The organism is Xanthomonas hydrangeae (genome assembly GCF_032697525.1).
In the GTDB taxonomy this organism is placed as follows: domain Bacteria; phylum Pseudomonadota; class Gammaproteobacteria; order Xanthomonadales; family Xanthomonadaceae; genus Xanthomonas; species Xanthomonas hydrangeae.
On sequence record NZ_CP103836.1, the window covers coordinates 3767018 to 3791483 of the forward strand.

General features: G+C 65.3%; 22 protein-coding genes. 3 read left to right on the top strand and 19 right to left on the bottom strand.

Features of this window, described 5'->3' with window-relative positions; all coding sequences use genetic code 11:
* Window positions 1-6 precede the first annotated feature (6 nt).
* A complete protein-coding gene (locus NYR97_RS16090) occupies window positions 7-354 on the top strand; it encodes a RidA family protein (protein ID WP_023903305.1) in 348 nt (115 codons plus the stop codon).
* 246 nt (window positions 355-600) lie between these two features.
* Here the strand turns inward: NYR97_RS16090 and NYR97_RS16095 are convergent, their stop codons facing one another.
* The 18 genes from NYR97_RS16095 to gloA2 all read right to left on the bottom strand — a co-directional run bounded on the left by NYR97_RS16095 (window position 601) and on the right by gloA2 (window position 19674).
* Window positions 601-1671, bottom strand: a complete 1071-nt coding sequence (locus NYR97_RS16095) for an SAM-dependent methyltransferase (RefSeq protein WP_316694576.1) — start codon at window positions 1669-1671, stop codon at window positions 601-603.
* A 17-nt stretch (window positions 1672-1688) separates the two neighbouring features.
* On the bottom strand, window positions 1689-2471 hold the full coding sequence (locus NYR97_RS16100; protein ID WP_316694579.1) for a DUF1295 domain-containing protein: 783 nt from the start codon (window positions 2469-2471) through the stop codon (window positions 1689-1691).
* On the bottom strand, window positions 2468-3013 hold the full coding sequence (locus NYR97_RS16105) for a DUF2878 domain-containing protein (RefSeq protein WP_205391985.1): 546 nt from the start codon (window positions 3011-3013) through the stop codon (window positions 2468-2470). Before NYR97_RS16105 ends, NYR97_RS16100 begins: the two co-directional genes overlap by 4 nt.
* Window positions 3010-4305: a class I SAM-dependent methyltransferase gene (locus tag NYR97_RS16110; RefSeq protein ID WP_316694582.1), complete on the bottom strand. Its 1296-nt coding sequence runs from the start codon at window positions 4303-4305 to the stop codon at window positions 3010-3012. Before NYR97_RS16110 ends, NYR97_RS16105 begins: the two co-directional genes overlap by 4 nt.
* On the bottom strand, window positions 4302-5180 hold the full coding sequence (locus NYR97_RS16115) for a DUF1365 domain-containing protein (RefSeq protein ID WP_316698300.1): 879 nt from the start codon (window positions 5178-5180) through the stop codon (window positions 4302-4304). The genes NYR97_RS16110 and NYR97_RS16115 overlap by 4 nt, the downstream gene beginning before the upstream one ends.
* Window positions 5180-6430, bottom strand: a complete 1251-nt coding sequence (locus tag NYR97_RS16120) for an NAD(P)/FAD-dependent oxidoreductase (protein ID WP_316694584.1) — start codon at window positions 6428-6430, stop codon at window positions 5180-5182. Before NYR97_RS16120 ends, NYR97_RS16115 begins: the two co-directional genes overlap by 1 nt.
* On the bottom strand, window positions 6427-7425 hold the full coding sequence (locus tag NYR97_RS16125) for an acyl-CoA desaturase (protein WP_316694586.1): 999 nt from the start codon (window positions 7423-7425) through the stop codon (window positions 6427-6429). Before NYR97_RS16125 ends, NYR97_RS16120 begins: the two co-directional genes overlap by 4 nt.
* Before the next feature lie 223 nt (window positions 7426-7648).
* Window positions 7649-8485 carry an anti-sigma factor gene (locus NYR97_RS16130; RefSeq protein ID WP_316694588.1) on the bottom strand — a complete coding sequence of 279 codons (837 nt, stop codon included), beginning with the start codon at window positions 8483-8485 and terminating at the stop codon, window positions 7649-7651.
* On the bottom strand, window positions 8482-9045 hold the full coding sequence (locus tag NYR97_RS16135) for a sigma-70 family RNA polymerase sigma factor (RefSeq protein ID WP_205391979.1): 564 nt from the start codon (window positions 9043-9045) through the stop codon (window positions 8482-8484). Before NYR97_RS16135 ends, NYR97_RS16130 begins: the two co-directional genes overlap by 4 nt.
* A gap of 58 nt (window positions 9046-9103) precedes the next feature.
* Window positions 9104-9472, bottom strand: a complete 369-nt coding sequence (locus NYR97_RS16140) for a DUF4345 domain-containing protein (protein ID WP_168958370.1) — start codon at window positions 9470-9472, stop codon at window positions 9104-9106.
* Between the two features lie 85 nt (window positions 9473-9557).
* Entirely contained in the window at window positions 9558-10343 is a 786-nt protein-coding gene (locus tag NYR97_RS16145; protein WP_316694594.1) for a hypothetical protein, read from the bottom strand.
* Window positions 10344-10460: 117 nt separating this feature from the next.
* Window positions 10461-10892 carry an Rnf electron transport complex subunit RnfB gene (gene rnfB / locus NYR97_RS16150; RefSeq protein ID WP_316694596.1) on the bottom strand — a complete coding sequence of 144 codons (432 nt, stop codon included), beginning with the start codon at window positions 10890-10892 and terminating at the stop codon, window positions 10461-10463.
* A gap of 1 nt (window position 10893) precedes the next feature.
* Window positions 10894-11484 carry an HAD family hydrolase gene (locus tag NYR97_RS16155; RefSeq protein ID WP_316694599.1) on the bottom strand — a complete coding sequence of 197 codons (591 nt, stop codon included), beginning with the start codon at window positions 11482-11484 and terminating at the stop codon, window positions 10894-10896.
* 181 nt (window positions 11485-11665) lie between these two features.
* Entirely contained in the window at window positions 11666-13753 is a 2088-nt protein-coding gene (metG, locus tag NYR97_RS16160) for a methionine--tRNA ligase (RefSeq protein ID WP_316694602.1), read from the bottom strand.
* Between the two features lie 270 nt (window positions 13754-14023).
* Complete coding sequence (locus NYR97_RS16165) at window positions 14024-14473, bottom strand: DUF2147 domain-containing protein (RefSeq protein WP_006450214.1); 450 nt, start codon at window positions 14471-14473, stop codon at window positions 14024-14026.
* 105 nt (window positions 14474-14578) lie between these two features.
* Complete coding sequence (locus NYR97_RS16170; RefSeq protein ID WP_316694606.1) at window positions 14579-18169, bottom strand: ABC transporter permease/M1 family aminopeptidase; 3591 nt, start codon at window positions 18167-18169, stop codon at window positions 14579-14581.
* 12 nt (window positions 18170-18181) lie between these two features.
* Window positions 18182-19075: an ABC transporter ATP-binding protein gene (locus NYR97_RS16175; RefSeq protein WP_205391972.1), complete on the bottom strand. Its 894-nt coding sequence runs from the start codon at window positions 19073-19075 to the stop codon at window positions 18182-18184.
* Window positions 19076-19284: 209 nt separating this feature from the next.
* Entirely contained in the window at window positions 19285-19674 is a 390-nt protein-coding gene (gene gloA2 / locus NYR97_RS16180) for an SMU1112c/YaeR family gloxylase I-like metalloprotein (RefSeq protein WP_210761993.1), read from the bottom strand.
* 413 nt (window positions 19675-20087) lie between these two features.
* Here gloA2 and mmuP point away from each other — a divergent pair, with 413 nt between their 5' ends.
* Window positions 20088-21485, top strand: a complete 1398-nt coding sequence (gene mmuP / locus NYR97_RS16185; protein ID WP_316694613.1) for an S-methylmethionine permease — start codon at window positions 20088-20090, stop codon at window positions 21483-21485.
* Window positions 21482-22444, top strand: coding sequence for a homocysteine S-methyltransferase (mmuM, locus tag NYR97_RS16190; RefSeq protein WP_316694615.1), 963 nt, complete (start codon window positions 21482-21484; stop codon window positions 22442-22444). The genes mmuP and mmuM overlap by 4 nt, the downstream gene beginning before the upstream one ends.
* Window positions 22445-22450: 6 nt before the next feature.
* Here mmuM and NYR97_RS16195 read toward each other — a convergent pair whose 3' ends face one another.
* Window positions 22451-24391 carry a DUF885 domain-containing protein gene (locus NYR97_RS16195; protein ID WP_316694616.1) on the bottom strand — a complete coding sequence of 647 codons (1941 nt, stop codon included), beginning with the start codon at window positions 24389-24391 and terminating at the stop codon, window positions 22451-22453.
* Window positions 24392-24466 lie beyond the last annotated feature (75 nt).

Genomic DNA, 24466 nt, shown 5'->3' on the forward strand with positions numbered 1-24466 from the left:
TCTGAAATGGTGCAGCGATTCGATACAGGTCCGCGGATGTCCGAAATGGCCGTGCATGGCGGCGTGTGCTATCTGGCCGGCCAGATTGCCGAGGACACCAGCGAAGACATCACCGGGCAGACCCGCCAGGTGCTGGGCGAAATCGACAAATTGCTGGCGCAGGCGGCCAGCGACAAGACCAAGATCCTGCGTGCGGAAATCTTCCTGGCCGACATCGCCGATTTCGATGGCATGAACAAGGCCTGGGACGAGTGGGTGCCGCATGGCTTCACGCCCGCGCGTGCCACTGTCGAGGCCAAACTGGCGCGGCCTGAGTGGAAGGTGGAAATCGTGATCACCGCTGCGGCGGGCTGATCGCCTGGCGGCGCGCGGATCGCCGGTCGATCGCGCGCTGCAGCCATGCGCTCTGCAAGACACTACAGCCGCCTCAACAGCCAGTTACGAAAACCTGGTTGCGTGGCGAGCTGGCATTGCCAGCTAACGCACTGATCTGCGTGCCGGCGTTGTTGAAGAGCCGAGTTGAAGCCGACACGTCGCGGCCATCTGCTGGCCGCGATGCCGTTTTGACGCGCGCTCCTGCGTCGATCAGCCTTGCTTCGCTCAACGCTTGACGAAGCGATAGTGCGCTACGCCCCATTCGCGGCCCTGGTCGTAACCGAACAGCTCCGCGCAGGCCAGCCAGAACATCCGCCAGCGCTGCCACCAGCGCTGCGCATCCTCGCCGTAGGTCTGCTTCAGCAGTGGCATGATCTGCTCGCGGTGGCGGTCCTGATTCTCCAGCCAGGCATTGGCGGTTTTTTTGTAATGCTCGCCCGACAGCACCCAACGCTGTTCGATCACCACGTCCTGCTGGAAATGCAGCAAGGTATCGGTGGCCGGCATCAGCCCGCCGGTGAAAAAGTGCCGCCCCATCCAGTTGTCTTCGCCGGTCACTTCGAACGGGTAGGCCAGATCGCGATGGCAGAAGACATGCACGAACAATTTGCCGCCCGGCGCCAGCCAGCTGCCGACGCGCGCCAGCAACTCGCGGTAATTGCGCATGTGCTCGAACATTTCCACCGACACCACACGGTCGAAATTGCCCGGCGGCAGCGCCAGCGCGTTGACGTCGGCGGTGATCACCTGCACGTTGCTCAAGCCGCGCACGCGGCATTGTTCCAGAATATGCGCGCGCTGCGGGCGTGAGTTGGACACCGCGGTGATGGTGGCGCCGGGATAGCGCTCGGCCATCCACAGGGTCAGCGAGCCCCAGCCGCAGCCCAGTTCCAGAATGCGCTGGCCGTCGGCCAGCTCGGCACGCTCGCCGTACAGCGCCAGCATGCGTTCTTCGGCGGCATCCAGATCCGGCGTGGTCGCGTCCCAATAGCAGCTGCTGTATTTGAGCCGGCGCCCCAGGCACAGGGTGAAGAACTGCGGCGGCAACTCGTAGTGCTGGCGATTGGCGGCATCGGTTTCGATCGCGATCGCGCTGGCACGCAGGCTGTCGATAAACGCGCGTTGACGTTCGCCGCTGGCATCGGCGCCGTCGCCGCGCTCATCGCGCAAACGCTGCGCGCACAATCGGCGGATGCCGTAGCGCAGCGCGGCATCGGGCAGCAGGCCGGATTCGGCAAGCCGGGTGGCGAAGGATTCTTCGGGCAGCGAGGAGGGCGGGATGGTAACGGTGGACATACGACTCTCCAGGCGACTCAGGACGAAGGGGGAAACGGAAAAAATGCGCTGGTGCTGCGTTGGTACTGCGCATAGTCCTCACCACGCGAGCGCAGCGCCTGCTGCTCGGTGTAGGGAATGCCGGTGAAGCGATACAGAAACACGAACATCACCACCGGCCCGAGCGCGCACAGCGCGAGGGGCCACGGCCCGGCACCGACAGCCAGCGCCAGATAGGCAAACCAATGCACGAACTCGAAGAAATAATTGGGATGGCGCGAATACCGCCACAGCCCACTGCGGCAGGTGACGCCGCGATTGGCCGGGTTGGCCTTGTGCGCAGACAGTTGCCGGTCCGCCAGCGCTTCGCCGCCGACCGCGATCAACCACACGGCAAGTGCCAATGTACTCCACACGCTCCAGGCCGGATTCGGGTTGCTGGCAGCGGCAAGAAACGGCACCGAAAACAGCACCACCACCACCGCTTGCGCCAGGAAAAAGCCCAGGAATTTACGCTGGTCGCCATTCCAGTGTTCGCGCAGTGCGCGATAGCGGCCATCCTCGTGCGGGTCGCCGAACACGCGCACGCCCAGATGCAGCGCCAGGCGCGCACCCCACACGCCGCCGAGCACGGCCACCAGCACGCGCGGTAGCAGCGCGCCATCGGACATCCAAGCGCAATACGGTGCAGCGACGGCCAGGCACGCGGCCCACAGCACATCCACCGGGCCGGCATTGCCGCTGCGGCGCTGCCACAGCCAGCCGATCACCATCACCACGCTCGCAAACACGCCTACATGCAGCAGTGGCCAGACAGTCATTGCAGTTCTCCAGTGATGTGCTCAGGCGATGGTCGCGCCAGGCGGCGTGCATACAGCGACAACACGCCGCAGGCCACGCCCCAGCCGATGCCGACCGCAACCACTGCGTGCAGCTGAGGTGGTTGAAATTCCACCGCGTGCCAGCTGCGCTGCGCCAACCAATACGAGAACGGCCCGAAGATGGCGCCCAGCAACACCGCCAGCCACGGCCGTTGCATCACCGCTGCCAGCGAATGATTGAGGGTGAGCGCAAAGCCCAGCCACAACGCCAGAATCCACGGCGGTGCCAACGGCGTGCCCGGCCACGGTGCGGCGTAATGCACCCAACCGCCTGCAGCCAGCGTGGTGTCGAGCAGCAAGCCCAGCGACAACGCGGCGATCAACAATTGCAGATCGCCCGGCGCGCGCCGCGATGGCCACAGCTGATACAGCGCAAATACCGCCAACACCAGCAGTGTCGGCCAGATGCGCGCCTGCGCGGCGGCGCTGACCGCCACCACCCATAGCACCTGCAAGCCGAGATAGTTGCCGAGCTGCTTCATGCGTCGGCAGGCAGGCCAGGCACGAACTGCGGCGGACGCGCGCCCGGCTTGCTCAGCCACAGATGCACATCGCCGATCGAACGCTCCAGAAAACCGGCTTCGCAATAGGCCAGATAGAACTCCCACATGCGGATGAAGCGCTCGTCGTATCCCAGCGCGCGCACCTGCGTCAGCTGCGCCATGAAGCGCTGCCGCCAGGCGCGCAGCGTCAACGCATAGCTCGGCCCGATGTCTTCGAGATTGAACAGGCGCAGATCGCTGGCGCGCGCGATGGCACCGGTCATCGCCGCCACCGAGGGAATGAAGCTGCCGGGAAAGATATGCCGCTTGATGAAGTCCACCGAGTGCAATGCCTGCGCATAGCGATGGTCTTCGATGGTGATGGCCTGGATCAGCGCCTCGCCATCGTCGGCAAGCAAGCTGCCGACCTTGGCGAAATAGGTATCCAGATACTGATGGCCGATCGCCTCGATCATCTCGATCGACACCACCCGATCATAGTGCCCGTCCAGGTCGCGATAGTCGCGCAGCAACACCGTCACACGATCGCTCAAACCGGCTGCAGCGATGCGTTGGGTTGCCAGATCGAACTGTTCGCGCGAGATGGTGGTGGTGGTGATGCGGCAGCCGTGCTCGCGTGCGGCATGCAGGGCAAAGCCACCCCAGCCGGTGCCGATTTCCACCACATGGTGCTGCGGGCCGAGCCGCAGTTTCTGGCAGATGCGTTCGAGCTTGCGCGTGGCGGCGCGCTCCAGTGCCGCTTCGCCTTGCGCCTCTTCGCCATCGACGAAGATCGCCGACGAATACATCAGGTTTTCATCGAGAAACAGACTGAATAACGGGTTGCCCAGGTCGTAATGCGCGGCGATATTGCGCCGGCTGCCGCTGCGGGTATTGCGCGCAAAGGTGTGCAGGCTGCGCATCGCCCATCCACCCAGACGTGCGGTGCCGGTCTCCATCGCATCCAGGCGGTCGCGATTGCGCAACAGCAGGCGCATCAGGCCGACCAGGTCGTCGCACTGCCATTGCCCATCCATGTACGACTCGCCGGCACCGACACTGCCATTGAGCGCGGCCTGCCGATAGAAGCCCGGATCGGTGACGCGCAATTGCAGTTGCAAGGCATCCGCGCCGCCGGCATTGCCGAGGGTGGTGATGCCATCGGCCTCGTGCAGCTGCAATTGCCCATCGCGCAGGTCGCCGAGCGTTGCCAGCAGGCGTTTGCGCAACAGGCGATCCGTCCAGGAAGCCGCGCGCGGGGCAGTGGTGTCGGGCAGGGACGTGGCGTTCATCGGCGTTCTCGCACAGGCGGATGGGGGGTGTCGTGCACAGGGTTGCCGCGCAGCCACAGGCGCAAGGCCTGCCAGTGGATGGCGACCACTACCTGCACGGTCATCAAGGGGTAGGCCAGCAGCGTGCGCGCCAGGGTGCGCGCGGTCAGCGGCTGGCGCTGCAGCACCAGGGTGGCGTCGAAACGGCGCGCGCCGCTGTCGTTGCTTGCCGCGTCGGCATCGGGCGCATCCAGCACGTCCATGTGCACGCGCAACTGCGCATCCGGCACGCTGAAACGCCAGTCGTACTGGTGCTGCATGCCCATGAAGGGCGAGACGTGGAAGCGCTTGTCGAAGCGCCAGGCATGCACGTTGCGATGGGTGCGCGCCTGCGCCACCGGCAGCACGTAGGTGTGGCGCTGCTGCCAGGGCGTGTTGGTGATCTCGGCAACGATCCAGCGCAGGCCGTCGTGACGATCGAAGCAGTAGTAGAAGCTGACCGGGTTGAAGACGTGGCCGAAGTAGCGCAGATGCGTGAGCAGGCGGATCGCGCCGTCGGGGCGCTCGCCGGTGTGGGTCTGCACGCAATCGCGCACCGCTTCATCCAGTGGAATAGTTGGGTCGCCGAGATAGTCGCTGCGACGGAACTGCGCCAGGTTGGCGCGCCCCACCGACCACAGCCAACGCTGCGCAAACACCCGATCCAGTTCGGACAGATCCAGATACATCAAAAACAGCTTGTAGCGAAAATCCAGCGTTTTTGGCGCAAACCGACGGTGCCGCACCCATCCGGTATAGATCGCGCTGCGCAACGGCGCGGCCATGCTGCCGGCGCCGCTGCCCTCGGTCGGGGGCAACGGCACCGCATCGGTGCCGGCTTCGCGCAGCAGCTGCATCACCACGGCACTCCCAGGCCGTGCGCCACATCCACACCGCTGCGCAGGCCGTCTTCGTGGAAGCCGAAGCCCCATGCCGCACCGGCAAACCAGGTGTGCTGCACGCCTTGGATGTCGGCCTTGCGCGTCTGTGCAGCGAGTGCTGCCGCGTTCTGCACCGGGTGGCGATAGCGCATGCGCCGCAACACCTTGTCCGGGTCGATGTCGTGGTCGCGATTGAGACTGACGATGAATGGCTGCGGCGCATCGATCGATTGCAGCGCGTTCATCCAGTAACTCACCGTGCACGGCGCCTGCGGGTCGGCCGGCACATACGCGTTCCATGCCGCCCAGGCGCGGCGATCGCGCGGCAACACGCGCGCATCTGTATGCAGCACGGTGTCGTTGTTCTGGTAGGTGATGCCGCCCAGGATCTGTTGCTCGGCCGGTGTGGAGTCGCTGAGCAATGCCAAGGCATCGTCGGCGTGACAAGCCAGGACCACGTCGTTGAAATGTTCTTCGCCGCGCAGCGAGCTGAGCACCACCCCGTTGTTGACGCGCCGGATCGCATGCACCGGGGTAGACAGCCGCTCCAGCACCTGCCAGCGCCGACGCAGCGCGCGCACATAGCTGTTGGAGCCGCCACGCACCACCTGCCACTGCGGCCGCCCGCTGAGTTGCAGCATGTGGTGATTGGCCATGAAGCCGATCAGCTGGCCCATCGGAAATTCGAGGATGCGTTGCGAGGGCGATGACCACAGCGCCGAGGCCATCGGCACCAGATGCTGGTCGCGAAATGCATCCGAGTAACCATGCCGCTGCAGATACTCGCCCAGCGTGCTGAACTGCTCGTCGCTGTGCAGCACCGCCGGTGCCTGGCGATAGAAGCGGCGCAGGTCGGACAACATGCCCCAGAAGCGCGGGCTGAGCAGATTGCGGCGCTGGCAGAACAGCCCACCCAGGCTGCCGGCGTTGTATTCGAGCCCGCTGCGCGCATCGTGCACGGAGAAGCTCATCGTGGTCGGCTGCGCGGCCACGTCGAGCTCGGCGAACATGCGCGTGAGCAACGGATAGTGCTGCGGGTTGAACACGATGAAGCCGCTGTCCACCGCGTAGCGCTGGCCTTCCAGCTGGATGTCGTGCGTGTGGGTATGCCCGCCGAGATAATCGGCAGCCTCGAACAGAGTGACTTCATAGCGCCGCGACAACAGCCACGCCGCGCCCAGGCCGGCGATGCCACTGCCGACCACGGCAATCCTGCCCTCGCTCATCGGCGCACCCGCTCGGCGCGCTGCGTGAGCAGTTTCGGCATCGGCTTGAGGTCCCACACCAGGCCCACCCACGACATCGCCGTGAGGCCGTACCAGGTCATGTCGTACTCCCACCAGCGCAGGCCTTGGCGCGCCGAGCCGGGGAAGAAGTGGTGATTGTTGTGCCAGCCTTCGCCAAAGGTGAGCAGCGCCAGCAGCCAGTTGTTGCGGCTGTCGTCGCGGGTATCGAAGCGCCGGCTGCCGAAGCGATGCGCCAGCGAGTTGATGGTGAAGGTGGCATGGAACAAGGCCACTGTGGAGATCACAAAGCCCCATACCAGCAACTGCGCGCCATTGGTGTTCAGCGCGGGCGCGGCGGTGGCCAGCCAGTCGCCGAGCAGGTACAAGCCCAGCGCCAGCACCACCGGCATCACGATGTCGAAGCGGTCCAGGAAGCGCAGCTCGGCAAAGCGGCGCAGATCCGGGATGACTTCCCAATCGGTGCGGAAATTACGCGGGGTCAGGAACCAGCCGGTATGGCTCCACCAGAAGCCGTGTTGCGCCGGCGAATGCGGGTCGCGGCCGGTGTCGGTATGCCGATGATGATTGCGATGATGCGCGGCCCACCACAGCGGCCCGCGTTGCACACAGGTAGCGCCGATCGCGGCGAACACGAACTGCAGCACGCGCGAGGTCTTGAAGGCGCGGTGCGAGAAATAGCGATGATAGAAACCGGTCAGCGCGAACATGCGCAGCGCATACAACGCCACCGCCATGCCCACCGCAAACCAGGAAGCGCCCACCCAGACCACCGACAGGCAGGCCAGGTGCAGGACGATGAAGGGGATGGCACGCAACCAGTCGATGCGGTCTGCGCGCGCTTCGTCCAGCGGTTCGTCGGTCTGCGAATCCACCCAGCGGCGCAGGCTGCCGATACGCATTGCCAACCAGCCACGGGGATGTGGGCTGGTGGGCTGAGGCGTTGCAGCGTTGGGGTCGACTCCGGTACTCGGCACGCGTGGTTCTCCGTCGTTGGTCGTGACCCTTTACGAACGCTGCCGGCAAACAGATGCACCAGCGCGCATGATCGTCGCATGCGTGTGTAAGGTTCGTCTGATCACACCGATAATTCGCGCAATCGCGCACACAATTGACCCCACGCCGTATCGCTGGCGTGCATGAGGTCGTTCGTGAAACGCGCTTGCCTGCGAGAGCCTCGCAGGCAAGCTCACCGCCGGGTCAGGGCGCCATTGCCAGCGTGCTGATGCCGCCCTTGGCCACCACGGTACCGGTGGGGATGCCACCTGGCGCACCGCCCAGTGGTTCCAGGGTGACGGCCAACAGAGCCTCGTTGCTGAGCATGGGCATCAGCTGATCGGGGATCTGCGCGCGGCGTGCGCGTTGATCATCGAACGTGCCCATCGAATGCGGCTTGCCGTCTGCGGTGATCAACCACAGTTCGGGCACCTTGTCGGCGGTGGCGGTGCGATCCAACGGCGTCACCGTGATGGTGTGCTTGTCGGCATCCATCAAGGCCACGTAGCCCGGCCGGCCGTCTTCGGTCGCCAGCGTGGCAGTCATCGCGATGCCGGTGGCAGGCGGGGTGGCCGGGGTTGCTGGAGTCGTGACCGGCGGTGCCTGTACCACCGGGCCAGTGGCTGGCGGCTGCACCGGTGCGGGCGGCGTGTTCACGTTCAACAAGGCCAGCACGCACACCGCAGCAGTGGCCAGGCCACCGGCACTGGCCCAGCGCCAGAAGCGCACGCTGTTCCACAGCGGTGCTGCCGGCGTTGTGGTGGTGGTCGGTGCTGCGGGTACTGCGCGCAATGGCGTGTCAAAGCCAAGCGTCTGGCGGATGCGCGTCCAGAGTTGATCGGACGGGGTCACCGCCGCGATTTCGTCCAGCAGCGGCATCAGATGCTGCTGCCATTGCAGAACCGCCTGGTCGAACTGGCTGTCGGTGGCGATGCGTTGTTCGGCCGCCAGGCGCTCGTCGGCGCTCAGCAGGCCCAGCACGTATTCGCCGGCAAGCACGTCGCGCGGCGGTTCCTGGTCGATGGGGAATGGCGTGCTCATCGTTCCAGACATGCCTTGAGTTTGGCCAGGCCACGGCGGATCCAGCTCTTGACCGTGCCGATCGGCGTGTCGGTGCGCGCCGCCAGTTCTTCGTAGGTGATGCCATCGAAGAACGCGGTGCGGATCAATTCGCTGCGTGGCGGTTCGAGTTCGGCCAGACAGTGGTCGATGCGGTGGCGCGTGCTGGCGCGCTCGGTGCGCTCCAGCGGTGAGGCATCGCTGGCACGCAGGTCGCCGGCATCGTCCAGGTTCACGTTGCGGCGCTGCGGTGCGTTGGCGCGCAGATGGTCGATCGCCTTGTTGCGCGCAATCATCGCCAGCCACGTCAGCCCGCGTGCACGCGCCGGATCGAACTGACCGGCCTTGTGCCAGATCAGCGTGAACACGTCCTGCAGCACTTCTTCGGCTTCGGCGCGTTGCGGAATCATGCGCAAGCACACCCCGAACAGCTTGGCCGAGGTCTGCCGATACAGCGCTTCGAAAGCATGCCGGTCGCCGCCCGCAGTTGCGGTGAGCAGGCGTCCGGTTTCATCGTCGTCGTGGCCAGGAATGGCACTCATGCGGTCGGGCGTTGAGTAAGGTGGCGCCGATCCTACCGGACTGGCTACAGCGTGTCTTTCACTTGTGCCGGAACCACAGCAGCACAGCGGCGAGCAGCAACAGGATTTCCACGCCTGCCAGCGCAACCGTCGGTGCAGAGACCGGCCACAGCCGCGAGAGCGCGACAGTGCGGAACAGCACGATCGGGACGTAGAAGGCGAGTGCCACCAGCAGCCCGGTGCGCGGTTGATCGATCCAGGCGAAGTAACCGAACAAAAATGCCATGCCCAACTGCAGGCCGCCGTAGATGACCAGGTATTCCGACTGCCCGGCCGGCGAAAGCTGGGTGTAACCGACCGCATTTGCGGTCTTGGCCGGTGAGAGCGTGCACCAGATCGCCAGGACGACATAGAGCGCTGCGTTGATCCAGAGATAGGCCTTGGCCATGAGGATGTTCCTGCGTGGGGAATGGGTGCCCGGGCCGTTTTACGCAACGGCGCGTGGTCGAACGTGAAGATGGCGCGTGTCTGGTTCACGGGGCGCTGCAGCGCTTGGCCAGCGGCTGCTCGCGTGCCTGGCGCAACTCGTCCGCACTGGCGGCACGCGCAGCGGTGTCCGGGAAAACGATGCGCACGTGCGGATAGCGGCCGCGCTCGTCGCGCAGGTTACCGACGCCGCGGAATTCGAGCAGACGCTTGTCGGCGATCGAGTAACGCACCTCCAGCGACGGCACCGCTGCGCCGTACCAGGCATCCAGGCTGAGCCGATAGCGACGCTGGCCGGCGCTGTCGCCGATCCGTTCGACCTTGAAGGCCAGCTGGCGCTGCAGACTCGGCAGCACGAAGTCGACACGCTGCGGTGCGCTGGCGAGTGCGTCCCATTGGGTGCGCAGATAGGCATCGAAACCGGCATCGATCACGCGCGCGCCTTCGCTGGCGGGCAGCGCGGTGCGGCGTTCGGCCTTGCCGGGTTCCTGCTGGAACATCTCGCGCACGCCATCGCGTTGGCGCACGCCTTCGCGGTAGCCGTCGCGTCCATCGAGCAGGCTGAAGTTGGGTGAGGGGCCGCCGCCATCGACCAGTTTGCGCGCGAACGGGCGCCCGTCAGTGCAGCGGTACAGCACCACCCGGCCGCCGTCGTCGAGCAGCCAGTGCGACTCGCGGTAACGCAGCGCGCCGCTGTCGCCGTCGAAGGCATCGCCGTCCACATGGGTGACGGCTGCTGCGCTGAGAGGCGAACAGCCCAGCACCAGCAACAACAACGGCGGGATCGGCCGGCAGCGTGCGGCTAACGTGGCAAGGGCGGCGAATGGGCGCATCGGCGGATTCCTCGATGGGAGTACACACCAATACGAGCGCGTCCGCAGCATGGATGCGCCGGATGCGTCAGGACGTTCCTGACGGAAGGTAGGAATTGAAGGCCTTTTGCGAGCCGTCTAGCCGATTGTGCGCAGCTCGATGCAATCCACCGGGCAGGCTGGCAGGCAGAGCTCGCAGCCGGTGCACAGCGGCGCGATTACCGTGTGCATGTGTTTGGCGCCGCCGACGATGGCATCCACCGGGCAGGCCTGGATGCATTTGGTGCAGCCGATGCAGTCGGCCTCCACGATCCAGGCCACCTGCGGCGGCGTGTGGGTGCCACGGGTGCGGTCGTACGGGCGTGCAGGAACCTGCAGTGCGTGCGCCAGCGCGCGGGCACCTGCGTCGCCACCGGGCGGGCAATGATCGATGTCGGCCTCGCCGTTCGCCATCGCTTGCGCATACGGGCGACAGCCGTCATAACCGCACTGGCCGCACTGGGTCTGCGGCAGCAGGCGGTCGAGGCGTTCGACCAGGTCGGGCGATGCGGCGGGCGTTGCGGTGTGCATGTCAGTGCAGCAGCTTGCCGCGATACCAGCGCTGCTGCGCCAGCGCCAGCATCGGCTTGTCTTCACGGCTGTCGCCGTAGGCATGCACGCATTCGTATTGCGACAGGTCATAGCGCAGGCGGATCTGCGCGGCCTTGCGTGGGCCGCAATCGCCGTCCGCATAGCGCCCGCTCAATACGCCGGCGTGGTGTTCCAGCTTGTTGCAGATCAACGACAGGTCATGCTGCGCGCACCACGGCTGCAGGTACAGGTCCAGCGAGGCCGACACCAGCACCACTTCATGCCCCTGCGCCCGATGCCAGTCGATGCGCTGCATCACCTCGGCGCGCAGCACGCCCGGCAATGCAGTGCGCGCGAAATCGGCACCGTGCGCGGCCACCTCGTCCAGCCGGCGATCACTGAACACGATGCGGGTGACCCGCGCGCGCAGCGCCGCAGCGGACACCATGCCCAACCGGTACCCCAGCACCCACGGGCCGACCTGCCATTTCGCCGTCGCCAGCTGCGCGGGCGTGGCCACCTTGCGCAGAAAACGCGCATAGCTATCGCAGGTGGTGATGGTGTGGTCGAAGTCGAACAGGGCCAGGTGCATGGGGCGGGGGATTGGGGAGTGGGGATTGGTTAAAGGCGCGGTGTCTGCTTTTCCCTTCTCCCATCGGGAGAAGGTGCCCCGCAGGGGCGGATGAGGGACGGGCCAGGCACTGGTGTCAGGTCTCCCTCAACAATCAGCTCTGGCTTCTACGATTCCCGACTCCCGATTCCCCAATCCCGCTTCACCGAACCGGCATCCCCGGCTGCGCACCACCATCGGCGTCCAGCAGTGCCAGCGCGCCGCCGTCGAAGCCGGCCGACAGGATCATGCCTTCGCTGATGCCGAAGCGCATCTTGCGCGGGGCCAGGTTGGCGATGAACACCACGCTGCGGCCGACCAGCGTTTCCGGTTCGCCATAGCTGGCGCGGATGCCCGAGAAGATCTGGCGCTTGCCCAGCTCGCCGGCATCCAGTTCGAAGCGCAGCAGCTTGTCCGAGCCTTCCACGAATTCGCACACCAGCACCTTGCCGATGCGCAGGTCGAGCTTGGCGAAATCGTCGATGCCGATGAGGCTGGGAGTGGCGGTTGGGGATTGGGGATTGGCAACGGCCGCCGGCTTGGTCTCGGCCTTGGACGGGGCGGGCTTGGCGGTGGTCACAGCGGGTGCCGCAGGTGCGGCCATGGTGTCTTTTGAAGCGTCGGTCATGGCGTCGATCAGTTTGGGGTCGATACGGGTGAACAGGGCGGTGTAGGGCTGGATCACGTGCGCGGTCAGCGGGCGGGTGACGTCGTCCCAGCTGGTCATCGGTGCCGACAGGAAGGCTTCGGCCTCGGCACAGGTGCGCGGCAGGATCGGCTTGAGCGCAGCGACCAGGATCCGGAACAGGTTCAAACCCTGCGTGCACACCGATTGCAGTTGCGCATCGGCACCTTCCTGCTTGGCGATCACCCATGGCTTGGTGTCGTCGATGTACTTGTTGGCCTCGTCGGCCAGCGCCATGGTCTGGCGGATCGCGCTGGCCGCATCGTTGCGCTCGTAGGCCTCGCGGATCGGCCCCAACGCGGCGACGAAGCGGTCGTACTGCGCCGGATCGGGCAGCGCGTCGGCCAGCTTGCCGTCGAAGCGCTTGCCGATGAAACCGGCGCAGCGGCTGGCCAGGTTGACGAACTTGCCGACCAGATCCGCATTCACCCGCGCGATGAAATCGCCCAGGTTCAGATCCAGATCATCCACGCCGCCGGAGGACTTGGCCGCGAAGTAGTAGCGCAGCGCCTCCGGTTCCAGGCCCACGTCCAGGAAGGTCCGTGCCATCACGAAGGTGCCGCGCGACTTGGACATCTTGGCGCCGTCCACGGTGAGATAGCCGTTGACGTGCAGCCGGGTCGGCGCGCGATGGCCGGTGCCGTGCAGCACCGCCGGCCAGAACAGGCCATGGAAATTGACGATGTCCTTGCCGATGAAGTGATGCAGCTCGGTCTGCGTGCCGGCGACCAGATGCGCCTCGAACTCCTCGCCCATCTGCGCGCACAGGGTCTTGAAGCTGCACAGGTAGCCGATCGGCGCGTCCAGCCATACATAGAAATACTTGCCCGGCTGGCCGGGAATCTGGAAGCCGAAGTACGGCGCATCGCGCGAGATGTCCCAGGCGCGCAGGCCGCCTTCGGTATCCAGCCATTCCTTGAGCTTGGCCTTGACGCCCGCCAGCGCCACATCGCCGGCCAGCCACTCACGCAAGAAACCGTCGAAATGGCCCACTTCGAAGAAGAAATGCTCCGAGTCGCGCAACTCCGGGGTGGCGCCGGAGATCACCGACTTGGGCTCCTTCAGCTCGGTCGGCGCGTAGGTGGCGCCGCAGACCTCGCAGTTGTCGCCGTATTGGTCGGCGCTGCCGCAGTTGGGGCAGATGCCCTTGATGTAGCGATCCGGCAGGAACATGCCCTTGGCCGGGTCGTAGAACTGCGCCACCGAGCGACGGCTGATGTGACCGGCGGCCTCCAGTTTGGTGTAGAAGGCCTCGGTGAGCTCGCGATTGACCGGCGAATTGGTCGAATCGTAATGATCGAAGGTCACCCCGAACGCGGCAAAGTCGCGCTCATGGCTGGCCTGGATGCTGGCGATGAAGGCTTCCGGGGTGACCCCGGCCTTTTCCGCGGCGAGCATGATCGGCGTGCCATGGGTGTCGTCGGCGCAGACGAACCAGGTCTTGTCGCCGCGCAGCCGGCGCGCGCGCACCCAGATGTCGGCCTGGATGTAGCCGACCAGATGGCCAAGATGCAGCGGCCCGTTGGCGTAGGGCAGGGCGGTGGTGACGAGTGCGGTGCGGGTCATGGCAGGTGTGATGCGGGGGACGGGCGATTATCGCATTAGTCGTGAGCCGGGATTTGGGAATGGGGAATGGGGAATCGGTCAAAGCGGGGCCAGGTTGCCGTGTTGTTGAGGCGCGCAGGCAGTTGGCCGGCTGATGATGCGTAGTGGCGGCCGGTGAGCGTCATTTTCCTGATCTCGATGCAGTTGCATGTCCTGAACGATACGTACAAAAAAGGCGCCCTCACGGGCGCCTGCTCTTACGATTCCCCACTCCCGATTCCCGATTCCCGGCTACTCACGAATCCAGGTCTGGGTCCGGCCCAGCGCCTCGATGCCGACGTAACCGCGCATCTGCAGCTTCTTGCCGCCGTCTGTCAGGGTGACCTTGGCCTTGTAGGTCTTGCCCTTGGCCGGGTCGAGCACCGAACCGCCGCTCCACACCGCAGTGCCGTCGGGCTTGAGGCCCCAGAGGATGGTCATGCCCTTGATCGGCTTGCCTTTCTGGGCGCCATCGCATTTGTCGCAGAGCGGGTTCGGGCCCTTGTCCGATTGCAGGATGTCCACCACCTTGCCGCTCAGCGTGCCGTTGCCGGTTTGTTCGATCTGCACCACCGACTTGGGTTTGCCGGTCTCGTCGTCGATGGTCTTCCAGCGGCCCACCGGCGAGTCGGCGGCCTGGGCCAGTAGCGAGGCCGCAGCCAGCGGCAGGGCCAGCATCAGGGTCTTGAAGGTCTTGCGCATGTGTCCCCTCCCAGGGATTGCTGTGGCCGCCGTCGGCGGCCTGATCGCAATGTATACCGTGGAGTATGGTGGCGGAAAGACGCGCTGCGGCATGCGTTCATTCGGCTATTGCAGCGTCACCTGCTTGCGGTTGTCCGCCGGCACGCGGTCGATCAGTTTGTTGTCGGGGTCGAAGCCGGCTTCGGCAGGCAGTCTGTCGACCGTGAGCGTGAAACTCGGCGCGGCGCTGGTGATGTGCTGACGCTGCAGATACAGCACCGGTGCCTGCGCGTCCTTGCCAGCGGCCTTCCCGTAGATCGCCACTTCAATCCAGTCGTCCAACGGCACCGCGTGCTCCTTGCCCTTGCCGTCGGCCTGCAACTTGGCCGCATGCGTCTGCACGGTGACCTCATAGTGCCCATCGGGGCGTTTGCGTGCCTGCGCGCTCACCACGCGGTTGTCGTAGAAGGTGATCTTTTCGAACAGGTCGGTGATCAGCCCCTGCTGGTCCGGGCGTGCCTCGGCCCGAATGGTCTGCAGCAGCTCGGCCGAGGTGGTGTAAGGCGGTTGTTCGAAAGCCTTGGCGGCCAGGAAGCGCTGCAACGCGCGGTTGAGCGCCTGCTCACCGATCTCTTCGCGCAGCCGGTAAAACGCCAGCGAGCCCTTGCGGTAGTGGATGTATTGCTGATTTTCCACGCGGTACAGCGGCAATTCCTCGATGGTTTCGCCGCCACGGCCTTCCAGATAGCGGTCCAGTTCGTACTTGAGAAAGCGGCGCATGTGGGCGCGTCCGTACTCGCGTTCCATCACCATCAACGCCGAATACTGCGCCAGCGATTCCGACAGCATGGTGGCGCCTTGCACGTTCGCGCCGATCACCTGATGCGCCCACCATTGATGCGCCACTTCGTGGGCGGTGACATAGAACACGTAGTCGATATCGTTCTTGTCGCGCAGATCGGCAATGAAGCCGATCGATTCGGAGTAGGGAATGGTGTTGGCGAACGACTGCGCAAATCGCGCGTAGCCGGGGAACTCGATGATGCGCACCTGATGGTGCTGATACGGGCTGAAATTGGCTTCGTAATAGGCCAGCGATTTCTGCACGCTCTCGATCATGCGTTGCACGTTGTACGGGTGCTTGGGGTCGTAATAGATCTCGATCGGGATGTTCTTGTAACGCGCCTTGCGCACTTGCCAGCGTGCCGACAGGTAGGCGTAGAAGTTGAGCATCGGGCGGTCCATCACGTAGCGGAAGCAGCGCCTGCCATCGCGTTGGAATTCCTGTTGCAGATAGCCCGGCGCCAGGGCGATCTGATCCGGCGCGGTGCAGACGGTGCTGGCAAAATCGAGCCAGTCGGCATCGTCGGTGACGTAGGTGTTGGCGCGCGCGGCCTGGTCTTCGAGCTTGGGCATGCGCGTGGGTTCGCCCAGGCCGCGCTTGCGGCGGTCGTTGCGGTCGGTGATCTCGGTCTGCGTGTTGTAGCCGAACCAGGGCAGCAAGGTGGTGTTGAAAAAGCTGCCGTTGGCGACCAGTTCGGTTTGCGCCTGTTCGGCGGTGAGCCCATGTGGATGCTGGTCCACACGGAAACGGAACACGCGCTCTTGGCCGGGTTGCAGCGGCCGCTGTAGTCGATAGATGCGATAGCCGGCCGGGATGTCGTGCGTGGTCAGGGTCTGCCCGCCTAGATCCACCTTCACCAGGCTGCGGTCGCCAGTGCGGCCTTGCATGCCGATGTGCACCTCGCTGATCGGCGTGGGGTGGGTGTTGCGCACCGTCCAGGTGGCATCGATGACGACCGACTGGGTTTCCGGATGCAGGTCGACATGGTTGTCGATCGCGACGATGCGCGGCTGCTGCAGATCCTTGTACTTGCGGTAATCGCGCTCGTAGCGCGCCTGCAGGTCCAGCTGCTGTTCCGGCGACAGGAAGCTGTTGTAGACGTTGGTGTTCCAGTACAGCCAGCCGCCGACCGCCGCGAAGCCGAGCAGGGTGGCCGCCAATGCCGCACCGGTCGGGCTGCGCAGGCGCCGCAACGCCAGCCGCACACGCTGTCGCAACCCGTGGCCCACGCCGCGCGGCCAGAATGCCGAGGACAGCAACAGCAAGGCCAGCAGGAACACGCCCCAATAGCCCTGGAACCACAACTGCCCGGGCAGGAAGTGCCCGTAGCCGTTCATGTCCGAATACGGTGCGTTGGGCCAGCCACCGAAGGTGTAGAGGTTCTGGGTGTAGTCGAGCATCGACAGCACCGACTGCCCGATCAACACCAGCATCAGCAGCGCATAGCCGGCGAACTTGTTGTTGCTCAGCACCTGCAGCGCCAAGGCCATGCCGCCCATCAGCACGTACAGCACCGAGCCCAGTGCCAGGGTCTTGAGATACAGCAGCGGTTCGATGCTGGTGTAGCCACGGCCCAGCTGCAGCGCGATCGAGGTCAGCGCACCGGCGAGCTGGAAGCTGGCGATCACCGCCAGCAAGGCGACGAATTTGCCGAGCAACGGCACCCAATCCGGGACCGGCATCGCGTCGGTGATGCCGTCGATGCGGTTGCTGCGCTCCTTCCACACCAGCTCGCCGGCATAGAACAGCACCACGATGATCAGCAGAAAGCTGTAGCTGTTCTGCAGCGCCTCCAGCATCAACGAGGTCACCGGCAGCACGGCGGTGCCGTAATTGCGCGAATTGAACAAGGCGGTCGGAATGAAGTTGGCCAGGCCCAGCATCAGCAGCACCACGAACGGCGCACTGCGCAGCACGCCCAACGTGTCGAAGCGGATCTGCCGCAGCAACTGCTTCCAGGCGGTGGCCGCGCCGAAGCTCGGTGTGACCGTCAGGCGCGTGGTGGTGACGCGTGTGCTGGTGGGCGCCGTATCGGCAGGTGCAATCGCGCCAGCGCCACGGCGCCGACGCGTGCCGCTGCGCTCGGTGCGGAACAGCGCGAAGGTGGCGGCGAACAGCACACCGCTCATGCCCAACCACACCGCGCGATTGGCGAGCAGATAGCCGGTCAGTGGCGGCAACTGATGATTGCGCTGGTCCACCGACCAGTAGCGCAGCGTCTGCGACAACGCGCGGATGCCGAGCGGGTCGGACAGCGTGGCGATCCACACATTGTCCAGATCGGCCATCAGCGCACGGCTCACGCCATACAGCACGAAGAACACGATCACGCCGATATAGACCCACAGGATGCTGCGCGTGGTCACCGCCAGCACCGACAGCAGCGCGGTGGTGAACAGCAGATTGGGCAGCACCAGCACCAGCAACGACCACAGATAGGGCAGCACTGCGACCGGGCCGAGCCGTGCCTGATCGATCCAGGGCATGAATTGCGCCGCGAACATGCCCAGCGCGATCACCACGTACATCACCATGCCGGCGATCAGCGCCGCGCCGATACGGCCGAGCAGATAGTCGCGCCGCCGCACCGGTGTGGAAAACACCAGCTCGGCCGTGCCCAGGTCGAAGTCGCGCAGCAAGGCATTGCAGACGAACAGGGTGATCACCAGCAGGCCCAGCAGGCTGAAAAGTCCCAGCAGCGTGGCGATCACGGTCGGCGCATTGCGCAGCACGTTGCCGATGCCGCCACCGATCTGCACCGCATCGCTGGACAGCGCGGCAAACGCCAGCAGCGCGTACAGCGCAGCCAGCAGCCACAGGAAGGGCGAGCGCAGTTGTTCGCGCAGCTCGAAGCGCAGGAACGCCAGGATCATCGCAGCGCTCCGTCAGGCAGCCAGCGCTTGCTTGCGCAGGCGCTGGAAATAGACATCCTCGAGATCGGGAGCGACCTGTTCGAAACCCGGTTCCGGGCAGTCGGCACTGAACACGTGGATCACCGGGTGCCCGGCAATCAGGCGCGTGGACAGCACGGTGAAGCGTGCTTCGTAATCGGGCAGCGCCTGCTTGGCGACCTGTTTGCGCCAGACCTGCTGCTGCAGCATGTCGATCGCATCGGCGGGCCGCCCGGTCAGCAATACCTGGCCCTTGTTCATGATGGCCATCGTCGGGCACAGGTCGGTGACGTCTTCGACGATATGGGTGGACAGGATCACCACCACGTTCTCGCCGATTTCGGCCAGCAGATTGAGAAAGCGATTGCGCTCTTCCGGGTCCAGCCCGGCCGTCGGCTCATCGACGATGACCAATTGCGGGTTGCCCAGCAGCGCCTGCGCAATGCCGAAACGTTGCCGCATGCCGCCGGAATAGGTGCCGAGCTTGCGCTTGCGTGCATCCCACAGATTGACCTGCTGCAACAGCCGCTCGACCACCTCCTTGCGTTGGCCGCGATCGGTGAGCCCCTTGAGCACGGCGAAGTGATCGAGCATGTCCAGCGCGCTGACCTTCGGGTACACGCCGAAATCCTGCGGCAGATAGCCCAGCCGGCGGCGTAAGGCGTCCTTGTCGGTGAGCACGTCGATGCTGCTTCCGTCGGCGCTGGTCAGCGTCACGCTACCCGAATCGGGCTCCTGCAGCGTGGCCAGCGTACGCATCAACGACGACTTGCCGGCGCCGTTTGGTCCAAGCAATCCGAACATGCCGCGAGGAATGTCGAGGGTGACGCCTTGCAGCGCATGCACGCCATTGGCGTAGGTCTTGGACAATGCACGGATCTGCAGCATGTACGCTCCCTGTGTCCTGGTGTGGTTCGATCTTCATGGTGTCACCGCATCGCCGCATCCGCCGAAAGTCACAGCGACCATCGACTACCAGCGGCCAACAAAACATACCGAGCGCCCGCCTGGCGGCCGCGCAGCAGGTTTGTTGATCGCTCTGACTCTTCGACGTGCCTCCGTGGCAGATGTGACCGAACCTGCCGGGTCTGCTGCGCTCAACCGACTTCGTAGAGCTCCAGCGGCAAGTCGTCCGGATCGGCGAAGAAAGTGAAGCGGCGGCCGGTGTATTCGTCGATGCGGATGTCTTCGGTGACCACGCCGTGCGCGTTGAGATGCGCGACGGCCGCGTCCAGCGCTTCGACCCGGAAGGCAAGATGACGCAGCCCGCGCGCTTCCGGGCGGCTGGGGCGCAGCGGTGCGTCGGGAAACGAAAACAGCTCGATCTGGCCGCCGTCGGGCAGCGCCAGATCCAGCTTCCAGGAATCGCGCGGCTGGCGGTAATGCTCAGCGAGCACGCGCAGACCCAGGACGTCGCAATAGAACTGCTTGGAGCGCGCATAGTCGCCGGCGATGATCGCCACGTGGTGGATGCCGGCGAGCATCATGCTGCGCCTCGCACGCGATGGGGCAGCTGGCGCTGCCCCGCGTCGCCAGCTGCCAGGACGGATGCACCACATGCAGCGACGGCGATAGCGACATTGATGGCATCTGCGATACGTGCAGGCAGCGAGGATGCACTCCAGCGCTGCGTCTGCGCGTAGGTGCGTGTGTGCAAGTCGTGTGGCATGTCAGCAGTCCGGATGAGCAGTGGCGAGGATACCGCCCGGGTGCCCGGAGCGTGTCGTGCAGACCAGGCCAGACCAGACCATGTCGAGCGCGACGCGCGCTTGCGCGCATCGAGGCAAGACGCACCGCACGGCATCGCGGATTGTTGGTGCCGCGTCACGGCTGGCCAACGCGTGGCTGTGCTCGCCTGCGCGCGCGTGGCAGGATGTTGGGCCACCGACCCGTCCTGCCGATGCCCGAACCCCCTTCCAACGCCGCACCGCAATTCCAGCGCAGCATGCAGGTGCGCCATCTGGTGATGCTGTCGCTGGGCGGTGTGATCGGCACCGGGTTGTTCTTCAACACCGGTTACATCATCGCCAGCACCGGTGCGTTGGGCACGGTGATCGCGTATCTGATCGGCGCATTGGTGGTGTATCTGGTGATGCAATGCCTGGGCGAGCTGGCGGTGGCGATGCCGCAGACAGGCGCCTTTCACGTGTATGCCGCGCGCTATCTCGGGCCGGCCACCGGCTACGTGGTGGCGTGGTTGTATTGGCTGACCTGGACGGTGGCGTTGGGATCGAGCCTGACCGCTGCCGCGTTCTGCATGCAGTACTGGTTCCCGCACACACCGGCATGGCAGTGGTGTCTGTTGTTCTGCGCGCTGATCTTCGGCTTGAACACGGTGTCGGCGCGCTGGTTTGCCGAGGGCGAGTTCTGGTTTTCGTTGATCAAGGTGATCACCATCCTGGTGTTCATCGTGCTCGGCGGCGCGGCGGTGGTCGGCGTGTTGCCGTTGGCAGATGGTTCGCCGGCCCCCGGGCTGCGCCACCTGCGCGCCGATGGCTGGTTTGCGCAGGGCACCTTGCCGATTCTGATGACGATGGTGGCGGTGAATTTCGCCTTTTCCGGCACCGAATTGATCGGCGTTGCCGCCGGCGAAACCGCGCAGCCGGCGCGTGCGATTCCGCTGGCGATCCGCACCACGCTGGTCCGGTTGGTGGTGTTGTTCGTCGGCACCGTGCTGGTGCTGGCCGCACTGTTACCGGCCGAGCAGGCAGCAGTGGAGACCAGCCCATTCGTGCGCGCGTTTGAATTGCTGGGCATTCCGTATGCGGCCGACATCTTGAATGCAGTGATCCTCACCGCGATCCTGTCGGCGGCCAATTCCGGCCTGTACGCAGCCGCGCGCATGCTGTGGTCGCTGGCCAACGAAGGCACGCTGCCGGCGCGGCTGGCGCGCCTGACCCGGCGCGGCATCCCGTTGCCGGCATTGGCGTTGAGCATGCTCGGTGGGCTGTTGGCGCTGCTTACCGGCGTGTACGCGGCCGACACGGTGTTCGTGGCGATCTCGGCGGTGTCAGGCTTTGCGGTCGTGGTGGTGTGGCTGAGCATCTGCGCCTCCCACTATTTCTTTCGCCGCCAGCTGCTGCGCGACGGGATCGCGCTGGAGAGCCTGGCGTATCGCGCGCCGTGGTATCCGTGGACGCCGATCCTGGGGTTTTCGCTGTGTCTGCTGGCCTGTATCGGGCTGGCATTCGATCCGCAGCAACGCATCGCGCTGTGGTGCGGCATCCCGTTTGTGGCGCTGTGCTACGGCGCCTATGCACTCACGCAATGGCTTGCGACCCGGAGACAGCACGCATGACGATTCTTCCCCGCCGGCCGCGTGCCGACGCACCTTTCAGCCAGGCCCTGCAGCACGACGGCTATGTGCTGCTCGATGGCGCGCTCGCTACCGAACTGGAACAACGCGGCTGCGATCTCAACGATGCGCTGTGGTCGGCGCGCGTGCTGATGGAGCAGCCGGAGCTGATCCATCAGGTGCATCGCGACTACTTCGCCGCCGGTGCGCAGTGCGCCATCACCGCCAGCTACCAGGCCACGCCGTTGGGCTTTGCCGCGCGCGGGCTGGACCTGGCGCAGTCGCAAGCGCTGATCGCACGCAGCGTGGCATTGGCCGCGCAGGCGCGCACCGATCATCTGCTTGCCCATCCACAGGACGCGCCGCTATGGGTGGCCGGTTCGGTCGGGCCATACGGCGCGTATCTGGCAGATGGTTCGGAATACCGCGGCGACTACGCTCTGCCGCTGGCGCAACTGATGGACTTTCATCGCCCGCGCATCGCCGCGCTGGCCGAGGCAGGTGTGGATGTGCTGGCCTGCGAGACGCTGCCGTCGGCCAACGAGATCGTCGCGCTGCGCCTGCTGCTGGAAGAATTCCCGCCGCTGCATGCATGGTTTTCCTTCACCTTGCGCGATGCCGCACATCTGAGCGATGGCACGCCGTTGGCACAGGTCATCCCGGCGCTGGATGCCTGCAAGCAGGTGATCGCAGTGGGCATCAACTGCATCGCGCTGGAACACGTCACCGCCGCCTTGCAGACCCTCTCTGCACTGACAGCGCTGCCGCTGGTGGTGTATCCCAATTCGGGCGAGCACTACGATGCCGGCGACAAGCGCTGGCACGCAGGCAGCACGACGGCATGCAGCTTGGCCGACCAGCACGCGCAGTGGCTGGCGGCCGGCGCGCGGTTGATCGGCGGTTGCTGTCGCACCACGCCGCGCGACATCGCCGCGTTGGCGGCTGCGCGCGCGGCGGACTGAGCGGCCTCAGCCTTTTTGCGTGGCGATCCAGCGCTGGATCTTGTCCTGCAGGATCTCCAGCGGCACCGAGCCGTCCTTGAGCACTTCGGTGTGGAAGGCGCGCACGTCGAAGCGTGGACCCAATTCGCGCTGCGCCTGTTCGCGCAGCTGTGCGATCTTCATCTCGCCGACCTTGTAGGCCAGCGCCTGGCCGGGGATGGCCATGTAGCGGTCCACCTCGGCTTCGGCATCGGTGCGGCTCATGCCCGAGTTGTCCAGCATGTAATCGATCGCCTGGGTGCGGCTCCAGCCCTTGCTGTGCAGGCCGGTGTCGGCCACCAGACGAATCGAGCGCCATAGCGCGTTCTGCAGATAGCCGTAGGTGTTGTACGGATCCTGATACAGCCCCAGCTCGCGCCCCAGCGACTCGGCGTACAGGCCCCAGCCTTCGATATACGCCGTCTCGCCGCCCAGGCGGCGGAACTTGGGCAGATCGGTCAGCTGCTGCTGCAGCCCGAGCTGGAAATGGTGGCCGGGAATGGCCTCGTGCAGATACAGGCTCTCGGCCTCCCAGGTCTTGCGCGAGGGCAGGTCGGAGGTGTTGACGTAGAAGATGCCCGGCGTGCTGCCGTCGCCGTTGGGGCGCATGTACGAGCCACTGGCGGCCGCTTGCGCGCGCTGCGCTTCCACCACACGCACTTCCAGCGCCGGCATGCCCTGGACATTGAACAGGCGCGGCACCGCCAGCTGTACGCGGCCCTGCAGCCCACGGTAATAACCCAGCAATTCGGTGTCGCTACGGAACGCGAAGCGCCTGTCGGTCTGCATGAACTTGTAGAACTTGGGCAGGTTGCCGCGGAACTTGACCTGCTTGGCCAGCGCGGCGATCTCGCCCTGCAGGCGCGCCACCTCGTCCAGCCCGATCTGATGGATCTGGTCCGGGGTCAGCTCGGAGGTGGTGCTCTGACGCACGTCGTAGGCATACCAGGCCGCGCCATTGGGCAGCGCCGTCAGTCCGTCGGTATCGCGGCAGGCCGGCAGGTATTCGGTGGCGATAAAGCCGCGCAGCTCCCGGTAAGCCGGCATGATGCGCACTTCGATCAGGCGCTTGTATTCGGCGGTGATGCGCTGCTTGTCGGCCTCGGGCATGTCTGCCGGCAGGTTGCGCACCGGGCCCCAGAACAGGCTGTCTTCGGCATTGCGCGCGATGATCGCATCCAGTTGCGGCAGCACTTTTTGCATCAGCACCTTCGGCTGCACCACGCCGGCCTGCATGCCGGCGCGCATATTGCTGATCGCCTGGTCGAACAACTCGGGGATGCCGACCGCACGCCGCGACCAGTTGTCATAGTCCTTGACCGTCTTGAACGGCTGCGCGCCAGTGCCCGAGCCCAGCACCACCGCGATGCTGGCGATGTTGTAGAACTGGTTGATCGGCAGCATCCAGCTGGGGAACTGCTCGGCCGCCAGCGCGCTGCGCGCATCGCGCACGAAGATCTGATAGCTGAGCAGGTCCTGCCCGCTCAAACCGTCCGGCCCCAACGCTTCGGCCTTGCCCAGCCACAGCACGGTGAAGTCGTGCGACTGCTGGCGGAACGCCGGCGACAGGAAGTTGGGCAACTGGTCGTTGTAGCGGGTTTCGCCCTGGAAGGTGGCCTGCAGCGGGTTGAGCTTGAGCGAGGCATCCCAGTACTGGTCGTAAAGCAGGTTGAGCTGCTGCGCCTTGGTCAGCACCACGGGCGGGGCGACGACGCGCGGCTTGGCCTTGGCGGCTTTGCCTCCTTTGGCAGCCTTGGTAGTCCTGGCCGCCGGCTTGGCGGTCTTCTTGCCTTTGCTCGCCTTCGCGCGCGTTTGCGAGGTCTGTGCCTTGCCGGTTTTCTTTTTGGCCGCATCGGCGGGCGCTGCCAGCGACAGGCTCATGATGGCGGCCATGGCCAGGGACAGCAGGCGGGAAAAGCTGAGGGGCATTACCGGCTCCGGGAACAAGCGAGCGGGGAGCTTGCCCGATCCGCACCGTTCAAGCCACCCACCCGCGACACCTGG

Coding starts and splice junctions, on each gene's coding strand:
- NYR97_RS16170 (WP_316694606.1), bottom strand. CDS start 18,169: ATGATCCTGGCGTTCCTGCGCTTCGAGCTGCGCGAACAACTGCGCTCG.
- NYR97_RS16110 (WP_316694582.1), bottom strand. CDS start 4,305: ATGAACGCCACGTCCCTGCCCGACACCACTGCCCCGCGCGCGGCTTCC.
- NYR97_RS16100 (WP_316694579.1), bottom strand. CDS start 2,471: ATGACTGTCTGGCCACTGCTGCATGTAGGCGTGTTTGCGAGCGTGGTG.
- NYR97_RS16090 (WP_023903305.1), top strand. CDS start 7: ATGGTGCAGCGATTCGATACAGGTCCGCGGATGTCCGAAATGGCCGTG.
- NYR97_RS16120 (WP_316694584.1), bottom strand. CDS start 6,430: ATGAGCGAGGGCAGGATTGCCGTGGTCGGCAGTGGCATCGCCGGCCTG.
- NYR97_RS16130 (WP_316694588.1), bottom strand. CDS start 8,485: ATGAGCACGCCATTCCCCATCGACCAGGAACCGCCGCGCGACGTGCTT.
- NYR97_RS16095 (WP_316694576.1), bottom strand. CDS start 1,671: ATGTCCACCGTTACCATCCCGCCCTCCTCGCTGCCCGAAGAATCCTTC.
- rnfB (WP_316694596.1), bottom strand. CDS start 10,892: ATGCACACCGCAACGCCCGCCGCATCGCCCGACCTGGTCGAACGCCTC.
- gloA2 (WP_210761993.1), bottom strand. CDS start 19,674: ATGATGCTCGCCGGCATCCACCACGTGGCGATCATCGCCGGCGACTAT.
- NYR97_RS16195 (WP_316694616.1), bottom strand. CDS start 24,391: ATGCCCCTCAGCTTTTCCCGCCTGCTGTCCCTGGCCATGGCCGCCATC.
- NYR97_RS16155 (WP_316694599.1), bottom strand. CDS start 11,484: ATGCACCTGGCCCTGTTCGACTTCGACCACACCATCACCACCTGCGAT.
- NYR97_RS16175 (WP_205391972.1), bottom strand. CDS start 19,075: ATGCTGCAGATCCGTGCATTGTCCAAGACCTACGCCAATGGCGTGCAT.
- metG (WP_316694602.1), bottom strand. CDS start 13,753: ATGACCCGCACCGCACTCGTCACCACCGCCCTGCCCTACGCCAACGGG.
- NYR97_RS16105 (WP_205391985.1), bottom strand. CDS start 3,013: ATGAAGCAGCTCGGCAACTATCTCGGCTTGCAGGTGCTATGGGTGGTG.
- NYR97_RS16145 (WP_316694594.1), bottom strand. CDS start 10,343: ATGCGCCCATTCGCCGCCCTTGCCACGTTAGCCGCACGCTGCCGGCCG.
- NYR97_RS16135 (WP_205391979.1), bottom strand. CDS start 9,045: ATGAGTGCCATTCCTGGCCACGACGACGATGAAACCGGACGCCTGCTC.
- NYR97_RS16115 (WP_316698300.1), bottom strand. CDS start 5,180: ATGCAGCTGCTGCGCGAAGCCGGCACCGATGCGGTGCCGTTGCCCCCG.
- NYR97_RS16165 (WP_006450214.1), bottom strand. CDS start 14,473: ATGCGCAAGACCTTCAAGACCCTGATGCTGGCCCTGCCGCTGGCTGCG.
- mmuP (WP_316694613.1), top strand. CDS start 20,088: ATGCCCGAACCCCCTTCCAACGCCGCACCGCAATTCCAGCGCAGCATG.
- NYR97_RS16140 (WP_168958370.1), bottom strand. CDS start 9,472: ATGGCCAAGGCCTATCTCTGGATCAACGCAGCGCTCTATGTCGTCCTG.
- mmuM (WP_316694615.1), top strand. CDS start 21,482: ATGACGATTCTTCCCCGCCGGCCGCGTGCCGACGCACCTTTCAGCCAG.